21 protein-coding genes are annotated in these 15,222 nt (G+C 49.6%); 9 read left to right on the top strand and 12 right to left on the bottom strand.

From position 1 onward, the window contains the following. Positions 1-42: 42 nt before the first annotated feature. Both elbB and mtgA read left to right on the top strand, forming a co-directional pair. Positions 43-696 carry an isoprenoid biosynthesis glyoxalase ElbB gene (gene elbB, locus EFER_RS16050; RefSeq protein ID WP_000719786.1) on the top strand — a complete coding sequence of 218 codons (654 nt, stop codon included), beginning with the start codon at positions 43-45 and terminating at the stop codon, positions 694-696. Continuing rightward, a complete protein-coding gene (mtgA, locus tag EFER_RS16045; protein ID WP_000116335.1) occupies positions 693-1,418 on the top strand; it encodes a monofunctional biosynthetic peptidoglycan transglycosylase in 726 nt (241 codons plus the stop codon). The genes elbB and mtgA overlap by 4 nt, the downstream gene beginning before the upstream one ends. On the opposite strand, the gene yrbL is transcribed toward mtgA, so the two are convergent. From yrbL to EFER_RS15985, 12 genes are all read right to left on the bottom strand, one after another. Beyond that, positions 1,415-2,047: a PhoP regulatory network protein YrbL gene (gene yrbL / locus EFER_RS16040; protein ID WP_000639845.1), complete on the bottom strand. Its 633-nt coding sequence runs from the start codon at positions 2,045-2,047 to the stop codon at positions 1,415-1,417. The two genes, mtgA and yrbL, sit on opposite strands and share 4 nt — an antisense overlap. 196 nt (positions 2,048-2,243) lie before the next feature. After that, a complete protein-coding gene (gene npr, locus EFER_RS16035; RefSeq protein WP_000216796.1) occupies positions 2,244-2,516 on the bottom strand; it encodes a PTS phosphocarrier protein NPr in 273 nt (90 codons plus the stop codon). Beyond that, entirely contained in the window at positions 2,513-3,367 is an 855-nt protein-coding gene (gene rapZ, locus EFER_RS16030) for an RNase adapter RapZ (RefSeq protein WP_000243750.1), read from the bottom strand. The genes npr and rapZ overlap by 4 nt, the downstream gene beginning before the upstream one ends. 45 nt (positions 3,368-3,412) lie before the next feature. Continuing rightward, positions 3,413-3,904 carry a PTS IIA-like nitrogen regulatory protein PtsN gene (gene ptsN, locus EFER_RS16025; RefSeq protein WP_000609334.1) on the bottom strand — a complete coding sequence of 164 codons (492 nt, stop codon included), beginning with the start codon at positions 3,902-3,904 and terminating at the stop codon, positions 3,413-3,415. Positions 3,905-4,023: 119 nt separating this feature from the next. Continuing rightward, positions 4,024-4,311: a ribosome hibernation promoting factor gene (hpf, locus tag EFER_RS16020; RefSeq protein WP_001176594.1), complete on the bottom strand. Its 288-nt coding sequence runs from the start codon at positions 4,309-4,311 to the stop codon at positions 4,024-4,026. 22 nt (positions 4,312-4,333) lie between these two features. Beyond that, complete coding sequence (gene rpoN, locus EFER_RS16015) at positions 4,334-5,767, bottom strand: RNA polymerase factor sigma-54 (RefSeq protein ID WP_000809063.1); 1,434 nt, start codon at positions 5,765-5,767, stop codon at positions 4,334-4,336. A 47-nt stretch (positions 5,768-5,814) separates the two neighbouring features. After that, positions 5,815-6,540 (bottom strand): LPS export ABC transporter ATP-binding protein, encoded by a 726-nt coding sequence (gene lptB, locus EFER_RS16010; RefSeq protein WP_000224106.1) that lies wholly within the window; start codon positions 6,538-6,540, stop codon positions 5,815-5,817. 6 nt (positions 6,541-6,546) lie between these two features. After that, the gene (lptA, locus tag EFER_RS16005) at positions 6,547-7,104 is read right to left on the bottom strand and encodes a lipopolysaccharide ABC transporter substrate-binding protein LptA (protein WP_000669370.1); all 558 of its coding nucleotides are present in this window, start codon (positions 7,102-7,104) and stop codon (positions 6,547-6,549) included. Beyond that, positions 7,073-7,648, bottom strand: a complete 576-nt coding sequence (gene lptC / locus EFER_RS16000; RefSeq protein ID WP_000030526.1) for an LPS export ABC transporter periplasmic protein LptC — start codon at positions 7,646-7,648, stop codon at positions 7,073-7,075. The genes lptA and lptC overlap by 32 nt, the downstream gene beginning before the upstream one ends. Next, positions 7,645-8,211 (bottom strand): 3-deoxy-manno-octulosonate-8-phosphatase KdsC, encoded by a 567-nt coding sequence (gene kdsC / locus EFER_RS15995; RefSeq protein WP_000100750.1) that lies wholly within the window; start codon positions 8,209-8,211, stop codon positions 7,645-7,647. The genes lptC and kdsC overlap by 4 nt, the downstream gene beginning before the upstream one ends. Positions 8,212-8,228: 17 nt before the next feature. After that, the gene (gene kdsD / locus EFER_RS15990; protein ID WP_002431328.1) at positions 8,229-9,215 is read right to left on the bottom strand and encodes an arabinose-5-phosphate isomerase KdsD; all 987 of its coding nucleotides are present in this window, start codon (positions 9,213-9,215) and stop codon (positions 8,229-8,231) included. A 13-nt stretch (positions 9,216-9,228) separates the two neighbouring features. Next, positions 9,229-10,206: a calcium/sodium antiporter gene (locus EFER_RS15985; RefSeq protein WP_000922852.1), complete on the bottom strand. Its 978-nt coding sequence runs from the start codon at positions 10,204-10,206 to the stop codon at positions 9,229-9,231. Between the two features lie 211 nt (positions 10,207-10,417). Here EFER_RS15985 and mlaF point away from each other — a divergent pair, with 211 nt between their 5' ends. The 7 genes from mlaF (at position 10,418) to murA (ending at position 15,219) form a co-directional block, all read left to right on the top strand. Further along, positions 10,418-11,233, top strand: coding sequence for a phospholipid ABC transporter ATP-binding protein MlaF (gene mlaF / locus EFER_RS15980; RefSeq protein WP_000531680.1), 816 nt, complete (start codon positions 10,418-10,420; stop codon positions 11,231-11,233). Positions 11,234-11,240: 7 nt separating this feature from the next. Further along, entirely contained in the window at positions 11,241-12,023 is a 783-nt protein-coding gene (gene mlaE / locus EFER_RS15975; protein WP_000925782.1) for a lipid asymmetry maintenance ABC transporter permease subunit MlaE, read from the top strand. Positions 12,024-12,027: 4 nt separating this feature from the next. After that, positions 12,028-12,579, top strand: a complete 552-nt coding sequence (gene mlaD, locus EFER_RS15970; protein WP_002431329.1) for an outer membrane lipid asymmetry maintenance protein MlaD — start codon at positions 12,028-12,030, stop codon at positions 12,577-12,579. Positions 12,580-12,597: 18 nt separating this feature from the next. Continuing rightward, positions 12,598-13,233, top strand: a complete 636-nt coding sequence (gene mlaC, locus EFER_RS15965) for a phospholipid-binding protein MlaC (protein WP_000476466.1) — start codon at positions 12,598-12,600, stop codon at positions 13,231-13,233. After that, complete coding sequence (mlaB, locus tag EFER_RS15960) at positions 13,233-13,526, top strand: lipid asymmetry maintenance protein MlaB (protein ID WP_000004489.1); 294 nt, start codon at positions 13,233-13,235, stop codon at positions 13,524-13,526. The genes mlaC and mlaB overlap by 1 nt, the downstream gene beginning before the upstream one ends. Positions 13,527-13,651: 125 nt before the next feature. Then, the gene (gene ibaG, locus EFER_RS15955) at positions 13,652-13,906 is read left to right on the top strand and encodes a BolA family iron metabolism protein IbaG (protein ID WP_000429656.1); all 255 of its coding nucleotides are present in this window, start codon (positions 13,652-13,654) and stop codon (positions 13,904-13,906) included. A 53-nt stretch (positions 13,907-13,959) separates the two neighbouring features. Continuing rightward, positions 13,960-15,219 carry a UDP-N-acetylglucosamine 1-carboxyvinyltransferase gene (gene murA / locus EFER_RS15950; protein ID WP_000357273.1) on the top strand — a complete coding sequence of 420 codons (1,260 nt, stop codon included), beginning with the start codon at positions 13,960-13,962 and terminating at the stop codon, positions 15,217-15,219. Positions 15,220-15,222 lie beyond the last annotated feature (3 nt).

Raw genomic sequence — 15,222 nt, 5'->3', positions numbered from 1 at the left:
GATTAATTAATATGTTTTAGCCAGTGACAAAAGGAAAGTGCAATGAAAAAAATTGGCGTAATTCTCAGCGGCTGCGGCGTTTATGATGGCGCAGAGATTCATGAAGCTGTTTTGTCTCTTTTAGCAATTGCCCGTAGCGGTGCTCAGGCAGTTTGCTTTGCGCCAGATAAAACTCAGGCCGATGTGATTAATCATTTGACGGGTGAACCAATGGCAGAAACGCGCAATGTGCTGATTGAAGCTGCACGTATTGCACGTGGTGATATTCGCCCACTTTCGCAAGCTTCTGCTGAGGAGCTTGATGCGCTAATCGTTCCCGGCGGCTTTGGGGCAGCAAAAAATCTGAGCAATTTTGCCACATTAGGCAGCCAGTGTAGCGTTGACCGTGATCTGGTTGCACTGTGCCAGGCGATGCATAAGGCGGGTAAACCGTTGGGCTTTATGTGTATTGCGCCGGCAATGTTGGCGAAAATTTTTGCTTTCCCGGTACGCCTCACTATTGGTACAGATATCGACACCGCTGAAGTGCTCGAAACAATGGGTGCTGAACATGTGCCATGCCCGGTTGACGATATTGTGGTTGATGAAGATAACAAGATCATTACCACTCCGGCTTACATGTTGGCGAAGGATATCGCCCAGGCTGCACTGGGCATTGATAAACTGGTATCGCGCGTGCTGGTTCTGGCTGAATGAGTGTAAGGCGTTTCTTGCCCTCTTTTTTGCGCCGTTTTCTGTGGCGTGCGCTGATGATACTGGCGTTGTTTTGGGGCGGTGGTATTGCATTGTTCAGTATTGTTCCCGTGCCTTATTCGGCAGTGATGGCGGAGCGGCAAGTTAGCGCCTGGTTTCACGGTGATTTTTCGTATGTGGCTCATTCCGACTGGGTGAGCATGGATGAGATTTCGCCGTGGTTGGGGCTGGCAGTTATTGCTGCTGAAGATCAAACTTTCCCAGATCACTGGGGATTTGATATCGCTTCTATCGAAAAAGCTCTGGCGCAAAATGAACGTCACCCGGCACGAATTCGCGGTGCTTCGACGTTAACGCAACAAACGGCAAAAAATCTCTTCTTGTGGGATGGACGCAGTTGGTTGCGTAAAGGTCTCGAAGCTGGGCTGACGCTGGGAATAGAAACGGTCTGGAGTAAAAAGCGCATTCTGACCGTTTATCTGAATATTGCTGAGTTTGGGGATGGGGTGTTTGGCGTGGAAGCTGCGGCGCAGCGTTATTTTCACAAACCGGCCAGCAAGCTCACTGCATCAGAAGCGGCACTGCTTGCGGCAGTATTGCCTAATCCATTGCGCTTCAAGGTATCTGCGCCGTCGGGCTATGTACGTAGCCGTCAGGCGTGGATTTTGCGTCAGATGCGGCAACTGGGTGGTGAATCATTTATGACTCAGCACCACCTTTATTAAGCCTCTCGAGAAGAGAGAGACAATTTGTTTCTCTCTTTAGATGGCTTGTCGCTTTTTAAAGCTACGGCCAGTACTGGCTGTTTAATAAAGCGTTGCCATAACCTTTCCTGCTTACGACGACAGAACCATTTTGACCAGGTTGCCAACGGGATCAGTGTGCCTTCACCAATATTGTCGCATACGACCGGCACGACTTCAGACTCGCTGATACGATGGCAGAGAATGTTCTGTGGTTTCAGGGTCATGGTGACGATATAGTTATCGTGCAGATATTTCTTCAGCTTTTTCAGTAACTGACGTAGCACGACGACGTCTTCTTCGTAATGGCATTGTGCGGCGAACTCCGTCAAAGTGACAGAAGGTTTTCCGTCAAAATCCGCAATAACATCATATATATAGCCAGTTCCACAGTCCGTCTCTACTGTGCCGTGAAAGCGTGGGATACCGCTCCAGTCTTGCAGATAACGGGAAAGATGCGCGTAGTACTTTAATTCGCGACGAATCTCTTTATCCCCACCGCTACCGGTGTGATAAACGATTTTGATACAGCGCTGGGCATCTTCCGGATGCGCATAACACTTTCTATGTCTTCCGGTGCCCAGGGGATTCTGTTTTGACAGATATATCATCTGATCTCCTGGAAATATTTTCTGACAAACATTCAGTATGGCGACTCAAACTAAATATTAGTTAAACAAGAATACTTAATGTTTTCTTAATGTTTGTATGAGTGGTAAAAGCGCACTAAATGTACAAGTAATAAGGGGAGATAGAAAAACGCCGGGTGGCGCTTTTGAGATGGGGGAGAAATGGTGAGTAAAATAACTAGTCTTCGTCGAAACCTGACTCGAAGAGAGCGATAACTGCTGCCAGTGCTTCAACTTCCTGCGGCCCGGTTGCTTCAATTTCGATTTGACGACCTTTCGCAGAGTCCAGCATCAATAAGGCAATCACGCTGTTAGCTTCGGCTTCCGTGCCCTCATCATTACGCAGCAGAACTTCTGCATCAAAGCCCTGCATTAGCTCAAACAGTTTCATGGCGGGCCGGGCGTGCATACCCAGCTTATTAGTCACTTCAACAGTTTGTTTGACGGTCATGTTTTGCGTTTTTCCAGCGTGCGGTGGCGTGACTGTACGTTTTTACCGCGCGAGCGGAAGTAGTCTGCCAGTTGCTCTGCAATATACACCGAACGGTGTTTCCCGCCGGTACAACCAATGGCGACCGTCAGATAGCTACGGTTGTTGGTTTCCAGCATGGGTAACCATAACTCAAGGTAGCTACGTGTCTGGTAGATAAAATTGTGTACTTCTGTGTGCCTGTCGAGAAACGCGGCGACAGGCTTGTCGAGGCCCGTCATCGGTCGCAGTTTCGGATCCCAGTGCGGGTTAGGCAGGAAGCGCACATCAAACACATAATCTGCATCGATAGGAATACCGTGCTTGAAGCCGAAGGACTCAAAGACCATCGTCAGTTCACGCTCACGTTTACCCAGCAGGCGGGTACGCAGCATTTCTGCCAGTTCATGAACAGACATTTCGGAGGTATCGACAATAAGATCTGCCCGAGAGCGCAGCGGCTCCAGTAGATCACTTTCTTTGTCGATCGCGCTTTCCAGTGACAGATTTTTACTGGAGAGCGGGTGCAAACGGCGCGTGTCGCTATAACGGCGAATAAGCGTGTTGCGGTCGGCATCAAGAAACAGCAGTTGCGGAGAAAAAGCTTCCGGCAGGTTTGTCATCGCCTGTTCAAAAATCTCCGGCGATTCCGGCATATTGCGCACATCAATGCTGACGGCGGCAGATATCTCTCGCTCAGCCAGGGTGCGAGCAAGATCGGGCAGCAGGACTACGGGGAGGTTATCCACGCAATAAAAACCCATATCTTCCAACGCCCGCAGGGCAACGGATTTACCAGACCCTGAGCGACCGCTGACGATCATCAGTACCATGTACTGTTTCTCCTCACTACATCAAAAGGGGAGCCCCCGGTGGTGCTACGCCTCATTCTGATCCCCTTCGGTATCAGTAATGATTTTGTACAACTCCTCGTCACTTTGGGCGGCGCGCAGACGGCGACAAATAGTTTTATCGGCCAGGCGTTTTGCCACCAGCGACAGGGTGTGTAAATGCGTTTTGGTTTGATCTGCGGGTACCAGCAAGGCAAAAAGCAGATCAACAGGCTGGTTATCGATAGCATCGAAAGCAATAGGTGTTTCCAGTTGCACAAACACTCCAACGGCACGAAGCGTATCTTCTTCCAGCTTGCCATGAGGGATGGCGATACCATTGCCGATCCCGGTACTCCCCATTTTTTCTCGTGTCAGTATGGCTTCAAAGACCACTTGTGGTGGCAGGCTTAATTGTTTTGCCGCCAGTTCACTGATGATCTCCAGCGCACGTTTTTTACTTTGGCAGTGAACACCACTGCGCGTACATTCCTGGTTAAGTACACTACTGAGTTGTAGGGTCGTATCGTTATTTATCATAATTTCACCTAAGAACCTGCCCGTTAAGTTATCTGGGATCAGGTTCGGAGCGCTAACTGTACAAACGGCCCGTTGCGTTACACAACAGGCCCTCCTGCACCCGTTAACTGCCCGGACGATTAGTGTTGTTTCAGTTTATCTTTATGCTTAGTCAGTTGTCTTGCCAGTTTATCAATTAAGCCATCAATGGCGGCGTACATATCCTGACCTTCCGCACTGGCATGAATTTCTCCACCGTTTACATGCAGTGTCGCATCCGAGGTATGGGTAACTTTCTCCACCTTCAGCACAATATAAACCTGATTGATCCGGTCAAAATATTGTTCCAGTTTTGCGAATTTGGTGGTGACAAAGTCGCGCAGAGCATCGGTAATTTCGACGTTATTTCCAGTGATGTTTAGCTGCATAGTGTCTTCCTTATCGGTTGAGTCAAACCAGTTGTTTACGCTGATTTGACGGCGGAATGGATAAAGACTCTCGGTACTTCGCAACGGTGCGGCGCGCCACCATGATACCCTGTTCAGAAAGCATAGTTGCTAACTTGCTGTCACTCAGAGGTTTCGCGGGATTTTCTGCCGCTATCAGTTTCTTCACCAGCGCCCGAATCGCCGTTGATGAGGCTTCGCCTCCGCCTTCGGTATTAACATGGCTGGAAAAGAAATACTTCAGTTCAAAAATGCCTCGTGGACTGTGCAGATATTTCTGCGTGGTCACACGGGAAATCGTCGATTCGTGCATTTCGACGGCCTCGGCGATATCTGCCAGCACCATCGGTTTCATAAATTCTTCGCCTTGCTCAAAGAAGGCTTGCTGTTGTTCTACGATGCAGCGGCTGACGCGCAGTAATGTGTCGTTACGGCTTTCCAGACTCTTTATAAGCCATTTCGCATCCTGTAAGTTGCTGCGAATAAATTGGCTGTCGGCGTCATTACGTGCACCATTACACATTGCTGCATATTGTTGGTTAATTTGCAGACGAGGAATACTGTCGCTGTTGAGCTCCACTGTCCAGTGACCGTTATGTTTACGCACCAGCACATCCGGGATCACATATTCTGGCTCTCCCGTCTGGATCGACTGACCGGGACGGGGATCCAGAGACTGGATCAAATTAACCGCTTCTTTCAGCACATCTTCTTTCAGCCGCGTAACACGCATCAAGCTGCGAAAGTCATGATTTGCCAGTAGATCCAGGTGATCGCTGATGATTAATCGGGCTTCATCCAGCCAGGGGGTTGATTTGTCAAACTGGGAAAGTTGGATCAGCAAACAGTCACGCAGATCTTTTGCTGCGACACCGACAGGATCAAAACGTTGGATTCGTTTGAGAACGGCTTCGATCTCTTCGATGTCGATCTCTTCATCACCCATGCTTTCGAGAATATCTTCCAGCGAGACAGTGAGATAGCCGGTTTCATCAACAGCATCAACGATTGAAGTCGCAATAGCTCGATCGGTATCGGAAAAGGGCGTCAGCTCAACCTGCCACATCAGGTAATCTTGCAATGTCTGGGTTGTCTCACCCTGATAGACCGGGAGTTCGTCATCGATGTAATCACCACTGGTGCCCGATGGCGTACCTGCGGTATAGATTTCATCCCAACTGGCGTCGAGTGGCAGCTCCTCTGGCATCTCTTTTTGTTCGAGTGCGTCAGCGGTGTCCAGTGCTTCGCTATCCTGGGGCTGCTGAGTATCAACTTCTTCGTGAAGGTCGGTTTGCTCGAGCAGGGGGTTACTTTCCAGCGCCTGCTGAAGTTCTTGCTGGAGTTCCAGCGTCGACAATTGCAACAGACGAATCGCCTGTTGTAACTGAGGCGTCATCGCCAGTTGTTGGCTAAGCCTGAGTTGCAAACCTTGCTTCATGTTCAGAATCGTACTCTCCTGCTAAAACGTCGCAATTCTCTACCCTATCAGAGTCTGAAGTCTTCCCCAAGGTATACACGCTTAACGTGCTCGTCGTGTAAGATTTCTGTTGGTGTGCCGTGGGCGATCAAATGCCCCTGACTGACGATATATGCGCGTTCACATACAGCCAGCGTTTCACGCACGTTGTGGTCGGTAATAAGCACACCCAGACCACTATCTCGCAAGTGTTCAATAATGCGTTTGATATCGATAACAGAGATCGGGTCAACACCGGCAAAAGGTTCGTCAAGCAGAATGAATTTGGGATTGGCAGCCAGTGCACGGGCAATCTCCACGCGGCGGCGCTCGCCCCCGGAGAGTGACTGCCCCATGCTGTCGCGCAGATGTTCTATATGGAACTCTTCCATCAATTCGTTGGCGCGATCTTCACGTTGCTCATTGGTCAGATCATCACGAATTTGCAGTACAGCCATTAGGTTATCGTAAACGCTAAGACGACGGAAAATAGAGGCTTCCTGCGGTAAATAGCCAATGCCACGACGCGCGCGCGCATGGAGCGGCAGCAGACTAATATCTTCGTCGTCAATAATAATATTACCCGCATCGCGCGGCACAATACCGACAACCATATAGAAAGTCGTGGTCTTACCGGCACCGTTTGGGCCGAGCAAACCGACAATTTCACCAGAGTTTACGGTCAGGCTGACGTCTTCTACGACGCGGCGACCTTTGTACGCTTTTGCCAGGTTTTTTGCAGTTAATGTTGCCATAACGAATTAATTACCCTTTTTCTGCGCCGGGGCCTGGCCTTTATTGTTTTTATCCTGCAATTGCGATGGCACCAGAACGGTGGTTACGCGTTTGCCTTTATCGCTGAAGGCCTGCATTTTCTGTTCTTTCACCAGGTAAGTGATCTTGTCGCCTTTAATGTTGCTATCGACTTGTTGTAGATAAGCATTACCAGTGAGCACGACGAAATCTTTCGCCAGTTCGTAGTGCATCTTGGAGGCATGACCTTCGACCGGTTTACCGTTATCCTGCATTTGATAGAAGGTGGCCGGGTTACCGTAACCGTCGATCACTTCCTTACCTTGTTCACCACCCGGACGGGTGACGACCACTTTATCGGCATTGATCTTAATGGTGCCCTGGGTCACGACGACATTACCGGTGAAGGTCACGACGTTTCCCTGCATATCCAGAGACTGCTGATCAGATTCAATATGAATCGGCTGTTCAGTGTCACCAGTTACGGCGAGGGCCGGAATACTGGCGGCCAGAAGTGCGCTGGCAAGCGCAAGATTAAGGCTGTGTTTGTTTATTTTGAATTTCATATGAGGTTCTAACCTTTTCAATCAGCTCGGCGTTCTTGCTGCGTAAGTTGCCGCGCATTTTCAGGCCGCTGGAGTTAAATGTCGTACCGTATAACGTGACGAGATCTTCAGAAGTTACATCCTGCGTGATCAAGTTGATCTGGGCGTTATCCGTAGTAATTCTGCGTAGTTGAGCGTCAGGCACCAGCGCGTTGACTTCAACATGACCGTATAAATACAGCATCCGGTCATTGGTCAGCTTAGCTTTATCTGCTTTGATGGACCAGGTGGGAACCTTTTCCTTATCAAAGGTAGTTAAAACTGGCTGAGTAAACCACGAAACAGCTTGATCGGAATAGTATTCAACATGTTGCGCGATCAACCGATAGCTTAGAGCGCCTTCCGGGCTATAGACTAATGTGTCCGTATGCTCACTTTTGTATGTGGGATCATTGTTATTCACCACCACCTGAGCAGTATCTTCATTATCGGCCAGGTTGATACCAATCATCACCAGTACGGCCAACGACAGCAGAATGATAACCCAACGTCTGGCTTTACTCATATCGATTGCCCTTTGGCCTCATCAAGCTTGCCCTGTGCGAGTAATAACAGATCGCAGACTTCACGAACGGCACCGCGTCCGCCTGCAATTCTGGTCACGTAGTCTGCGCGTGGTAACAATAACGGGTGTGCATCGGCGACAGCGACGCTGAAGCCCACTTTTTCCATAACCGGCCAGTCGATCAGATCGTCACCAATGTAAGCGACGTTCTCTGGTGCAATCGCCAGTTTTGCCAGAAGATCAGCAAACGCAATTAACTTATCGGACTGCCCCTGATACAGGTGGTTGATCTTCAACGTGGCACACCGATCCTCTACAAGTTTAGCCTTTCGTCCGGTAATAATGGCGACTTCGATTCCTGAAGTGAGCGCACAACGAATGCCATAGCCATCCCGCACGTTGAAGGCCTTCAGCTCTTCGCCGTTATTGCCCATATAAATCAGGCCATCCGACAATACGCCATCAACATCCAGAATCAGCAACTGGATTTTCTCTGCTTTTGCCATGACCTCAGTACTTACGGGGCCGTAACAGGTCGCAAGCGACGTACCTGCTGTACTCATTTGGTTATCCTTGATTTCTAAACTACGCCTGCTCGCAGCAGATCATGCATATGTAACACACCGAGTAAATGGTCGCCATCAGCAACCAGTACGGAAGTGATATGGCGAGACTGCATTAGATTCAGTGCTTCAACGGCAAGAATGCCCGGGCGCACACGAATGCCCCCTGGCGTCATAACATCGGCAATGCCTAACTGGCGCACATCGACACCCATATCGAAGACGCGGCGCAAATCACCATCGGTGAAAATACCGTCAATCTTCATGTTGTCATCGCAAATCACCGTCATACCGAGATTTTTTCGGGTAATCTCCAGGAGAGCATCGCGCAGGCTGGCATTTTTAGTGACATGCGGGATCTCATCCCCCGTATGCATAATGTCGCTCACACGTAACAGGAGTTTACGTCCTAACGCACCGCCCGGATGGGAAAGCGCAAAATCTTCAGCAGTAAAGCCGCGTGCTTTCAGGAGTGCCACTGCGAGGGCGTCACCCATCACTAACGTTGCTGTTGTGCTACTGGTTGGGGCCAGCCCCAGCGGGCAGGCTTCTTTCGGTACTTTAACACAGAGATGGACATCTGCTGCACGCGCCATGCTGCTATCGGGTCGCCCGGTTATGCATATCAGGGGAACGTGCAGGCGCTTAAGTACCGGAATCAATGCGGCAATTTCACTGGATTCGCCAGAATTGGAGATGGCAATCACCACGTCCTGGGAAGTGACCATCCCCAAATCACCATGCGCTGCTTCACCAGGATGAACAAAAAATGATGGTGTTCCAGTACTGGCAAAGGTGGCCGCCATTTTCCGTCCAATATGCCCGGATTTACCCATCCCCATTACGATCACCTTACCTGTACACCAGAACAGTTTTTCACAGGCAAGGGTAAAATTCTGGTCAATGTACTGATCAAGATCGGCCAGGCCTTCACGTTCAATCGCCAGGACTTCTTTGCCTGCTTTCTGAAAGTCAAAACCCGGTTGTAACTCTAAATGCGACATAATGCGTTTCCAGTCATTCAACGAGAAGGGGCGAAAGCCAGTGCAGCATCGCCAGCCACAAAACAAAACCACCGGTCAACAGCACACCGACACTGCGACCAATTTGCTGCGGACGCCGCCAGCAAAGTAACGCGAATATAATGCTGACTACCAGCATTACGCTATAGTCACGAACCCAGGCCAGTGGATGAATTTCGCCGGGGGTTATCACTGCTGGCAGAGCCAGTACGATGACGATATTAAATATGTTTGCGCCGATGATATTTCCTACGGCAATATCATTTTCACCTTTGCGCACACCTGCGATCGCTGTTGCCAGCTCAGGCAGGCTGGTACCAATCGCGATCACCGTTAATCCGATGGTCATTTCACTAATAGCAAAATAGTTTGCCAGCACAGTGGCATTATCAACCACCATTCTGGTGGCGACAGGCATAATAATCAGCGCAATCCCCAGCCATAAAAATGCGACCGGTAAGCCACCTTCACGCGGTAATTCAGCCAGTTGCTCTCTGGTGAGACTGTCGTTGCCCTGACGTTCAGCCAGACGCGCGATTTTAACAATGAACAGCAGCCATAGCACGGCCAGAAGTAAAAGAAAGATACCATCGCTGCGTTTTAGTTGTCCGTCATAGAGTACGGAACCGGCTACGACCGCTATGAGTAACATTAATGGTAGCTCGCGCCGCAGAACATCAGAATGGACGGTAAAGGGGCGAATGAGCGCAGCAAGACCTAAAATGAGTAAGATGTTGGTAATATTTGAACCCAAAGCAGTACCAACAGCTAAATCCAGTTGACCATGCAGCGATGCCGCGAGAGAGACGATAATTTCCGGCAATGAAGTACCGATGCTGACAACAGTCATACCAATAATCAGCGGGGGAACACCCAATGTTCTGCAGATTATTGAGGCAGCAAACACTAAACGGTCGGCACCGTAAACCACCAGAAGTAAACCAATAATTAACAGCGCCGTAGCTAAAAGCATCAAAAATCCTTTCTTCAGGTATACTCGCCGCTCCACTGGAAGGAGTGTTGGAAGCCGTGACGAATTCTTAATTTTGACTTTATGCGGCTAAAAAGTAAAACAAATGCCAGCTTTCGCTAACCAGGGCGGGTAATAATCTGTAAATATATCAGGTCATGGTTAAAACCAGCACCATGCTGTAATTAACGAGGCAATACTAAAGGATGAATCAATGGGTCAGTCTGTGGCGAATTTAGTCGATTTGCGCGACGTCAGCTTCACTCGTGGCGATAGATGCATCTTCGATAACATTTCCCTGACGGTGCCGCGCGGAAAAATCACGGCGATTATGGGACCGTCGGGAATTGGTAAAACAACGCTGTTACGTCTTATTGGTGGGCAAATAGCGCCTGACCAGGGCGAGATCTTATTTGATGGCGAAAATGTTCCGGCAATGTCCCGTTCACGGCTGTATACCGTGCGTAAGCGCATGAGTATGTTATTTCAGTCGGGAGCGCTTTTCACGGACATGAACGTCTTTGATAACGTGGCTTACCCGTTGCGTGAACATACAACGCTACCTGCGCCGTTATTAAAAAGCACCGTAATGATGAAACTGGAAGCAGTTGGATTGCGTGGTGCTGCTAAACTGATGCCTTCTGAGCTTTCAGGGGGAATGGCCCGCCGAGCGGCATTGGCGCGGGCCATTGCGTTGGAGCCGGATCTTATCATGTTTGATGAACCCTTTGTTGGTCAGGATCCGATCACCATGGGTGTGTTGGTGAAGTTAATTTCTGAACTCAATAGCGCCCTGGGTGTCACCTGTATCGTGGTTTCGCATGATGTGCCAGAAGTACTGAGCATTGCTGATCATGCCTGGATCATGGCAGATAAAAAGATCGTTGCTCACGGTAGCGCAAAAGCATTACAGGAAAATCCAGATCCACGCGTGCGTCAGTTCCTGGATGGTATTGCTGACGGTCCTGTTCCGTTCCGTTATCCTGCGGGCGATTATCATTCTGATTTACTACCAGTGACAGGGAGTTGAACCGCTCATGCTGTTAAATGCACTGGCTGCGTTCGGGCGTAAGGGGATAACAACCCTCAGAACGTTTGGACGCGCCGGGTTAATGTTATTCAATGCGATTGTCGGTAAGCCGGAGTTTCGTAAACATACTCCGCTACTGATACGGCAAATTTATAATGTCGGCGTGCTTTCGATGCTGATCATTATTGTTTCAGGCGTCTTCATCGGTATGGTGCTGGGGCTGCAGGGCTACCTTGTCCTCACCACTTACAGTGCCGAAACCAGCCTCGGCATGTTGGTGGCGCTGTCTCTGCTTCGCGAGCTGGGGCCTGTTGTTGCAGCACTGCTTTTTGCTGGTCGTGCCGGTTCGGCACTTACCGCTGAAATTGGCTTGATGCGTGCCACTGAACAGCTTTCCAGTATGGAAATGATGGCAGTCGATCCGCTCCGGCGGGTGATTTCACCGCGTTTTTGGGCTGGAGTAATCTCCTTGCCATTGCTGACCATTATTTTTGTCGCCGTGGGGATCTGGGGCGGTTCACTGGTTGGCGTCAGCTGGAAGGGGATCGATGCAGGTTTCTTCTGGTCGGCGATGCAAAACGCCGTTGACTGGCGTCTGGATTTAGTTAACTGCCTGATTAAAAGCGTTGTTTTTGCCATCACTGTAACGTGGATCGCGTTATTCAATGGCTATGATGCGATTCCGACTTCTGCCGGGATCAGTCGGGCGACTACACGTACTGTTGTTCACGCATCTCTGGCAGTCCTGGGGCTGGATTTTGTGCTGACTGCACTGATGTTTGGGAATTGAGTTCATGCAAACGAAAAAAAATGAAATTTGGGTCGGTTTTTTTCTGCTGGTGGCGTTACTGGCAGCGCTATTTGTCTGCCTGAAAGCAGCCAATGTCACCTCTATACGTACTGAGCCGACTTATACCCTTTATGCGACTTTCGATAACATCGGTGGCCTGAAAGTACGCTCGCCAGTACGTATTGGTGGTGTTGTAGTGGGGCGCGTGTCTGATATCACTCTCGATCCGCAAACCTATTTGCCGCGTGTGACCCTGGACATTGAACAGCGCTATAACCATATACCAGATACCAGTTCTCTTAGTATCCGTACGTCCGGCTTACTTGGTGAGCAATATCTGGCTTTAAACGTCGGTTTTGAAGATCCAGAGTTGGGTACGTCTATCCTGAAAGATGGTGGCACCATTCAGGACACCAAGTCTGCGATGGTACTGGAAGACCTTATTGGTCAGTTCCTGTATAGCGGCAAGGGCGAAGAGAATAAGAATTCTGGCGATGCGCCAGCGCCAGATGAAGGCAATAATCAAGTCAATGAGCCTGCGGGCGCAACGAAATAATCTCAGGAGAATCGACACATGTTCAAACGCTTAATGATGATTGCTCTGCTGGTGATTGCTCCGCTGTCTGCGGCAACCGCAGCGGATCAAACAAATCCATATAAATTAATGGATGAGGCGGCGCAAAAAACCTTTGACCGTCTTAAGAATGAGCAGCCTAAAATTCGTGCAAACCCCGATTATCTGCGTGAAGTGGTAGATCAGGAACTTCTACCTTATGTGCAGATCAAATACGCAGGTGCTCTGGTGCTGGGGCAGTACTATAAAAGTGCGACCCCTGCGCAACGCGATGCATTCTTTGCGGCATTTCGTGAATATCTGAAGCAGGCTTATGGTCAGGCGTTGGCTATGTACCACGGTCAGACCTATCAAATTGCCCCGGAACAGCCATTGGGCGATAAAACAATAGTGCCGATCCGTGTGACCATTATTGATCCTAACGGTCGTCCGCCAGTGCGCCTTGATTTCCAGTGGCGTAAAAATTCTCAAACGGGTAACTGGCAGGCTTATGACATGATCGCCGAAGGTGTCAGCATGATCACCACTAAGCAAAATGAGTGGAGCTCCCTGCTGCGTACCAAAGGCGTTGATGGCCTGACAGCACAACTGAAATCACTTTCTCAGCAGAAGATCACGCTGGAAGAGAAAAAATAATGAGTGAGTCACTGAGCTGGATGCGGATGGGTGACACCCTGGCATTAGCTGGCGAGTTGGATCAGGACGTACTTAACCCATTGTGGGAAGAGCGAAATGAAGTGATGCAGGGGGTTACCTGCATCGACTTAAGCAAAATCGCGCGCGTCGATACCGGCGGGCTGGCTTTGCTAATCCATCTTATTGATATTGCGAAACGGCAAGGAAATAGCGTGACGCTACGGGGCGTAAACGAAAAAGTTTACACTCTGGCAAAACTCTACAATTTGCCTGCGGATGTCCTTCCGTATTAACTATTTCAGTACGTTACTTCCACTAGCCCCGATTGTTTATCAAACGGGGCTTTTTGCTTATTTATGACGGCGCAACTTTGCTCTAAGATGTTGGGCTGTTTTACTAACTGACGAATGAAGATCCCATGGAAAATAATGAAATTCAGAGCGTGCTGATGAACGCACTCTCCCTCCAGGAAGTCCACGTTTCCGGCGATGGTAGCCATTTTCAGGTTATTGCCGTGGGTGAGTTGTTTGACGGCATGAGTCGGGTCAAGAAGCAACAAACTGTGTATGGCCCGTTGATGGAGTACATTGCGGATAACCGTATCCATGCTGTGTCGATCAAAGCCTATACACCAGCTGAGTGGGCACGTGATCGTAAACTGAACGGCTTTTGAGCTATGGGCGTCACGCCGGTAGCGAATATGAATTCTTAAATGAGAACAACATAATGGATAAATTTCGTGTTCAGGGGCCGACAAAGCTCCAGGGCGAAGTCACAATTTCCGGCGCTAAAAATGCCGCTCTGCCGATCCTGTTTGCCGCCTTACTGGCAGAAGAACCGGTAGAGATTCAAAACGTACCTAAACTGAAAGACGTTGATACGTCGATGAAACTGTTGAGCCAGTTGGGGGCAAAAGTAGAGCGTAACGGCTCTGTGCATATCGATGCACGCGACGTTAACGTATTCTGCGCGCCTTATGAGCTGGTAAAAACCATGCGTGCCTCTATCTGGGCACTGGGGCCGCTAGTGGCACGTTTTGGGCAGGGGCAGGTTTCTCTACCTGGTGGTTGTTCCATTGGTGCGCGTCCGGTGGATTTGCATATTTCCGGGCTTGAGCAGCTAGGCGCCACCATCAAACTGGAAGAAGGGTATGTTAAAGCTTCCGTTGAAGGTCGCCTGAAAGGTGCGCATATCGTGATGGATAAAGTCAGTGTTGGCGCAACGGTTACTATCATGTGTGCGGCAACACTTGCTGAAGGTACGACCATCATTGAAAACGCGGCACGTGAACCAGAAATCGTCGATACGGCAAACTTCCTGGTAACATTGGGTGCGAAGATAAGTGGTCAGGGTACGGACCGTATCACCATCGAAGGTGTGGAACGACTGGGCGGCGGTGTCTACCGTGTACTGCCTGATCGTATTGAAACCGGCACTTTCCTGGTGGCTGCAGCTATCTCTCGTGGCAAAATCATTTGTCGCAATGCTCAACCTGATACTCTGGACGCTGTTCTGGCGAAATTGCGTGACGCCGGAGCTGATATTGAAACTGGTGATGACTGGATTAGCCTGGACATGCATGGCAAACGTCCGAAAGCTGTCAATGTGCGTACCGCGCCACATCCGGCATTCCCGACTGATATGCAGGCACAATTTACTCTGCTGAATCTGGTTGCGGAAGGCACAGGCTTTATCACTGAAACCGTATTTGAAAACCGCTTCATGCACGTTCCAGAACTTAGCCGTATGGGCGCCCACGCTGAGATTGAAAGCAATACGGTGATTTGCCACGGCGTGGAAAAACTCTCTGGAGCACAAGTTATGGCAACCGATCTGCGGGCTTCTGCAAGTCTGGTACTGGCCGGGTGTATTGCGGAAGGAACAACGATCGTTGATCGTATTTACCATATCGATCGTGGTTATGAGCGTATTGAAGATAAGTTGCGTGCTCTTGGGGCTAACATTGAGCGCGTAAAAGGCGAGTAATCG

It is taken from the genome of Escherichia fergusonii ATCC 35469 (genome assembly GCF_000026225.1).
GTDB lineage: Bacteria > Pseudomonadota > Gammaproteobacteria > Enterobacterales > Enterobacteriaceae > Escherichia > Escherichia fergusonii.
This window is presented reverse-complemented; position numbering and strand designations above follow the sequence as displayed.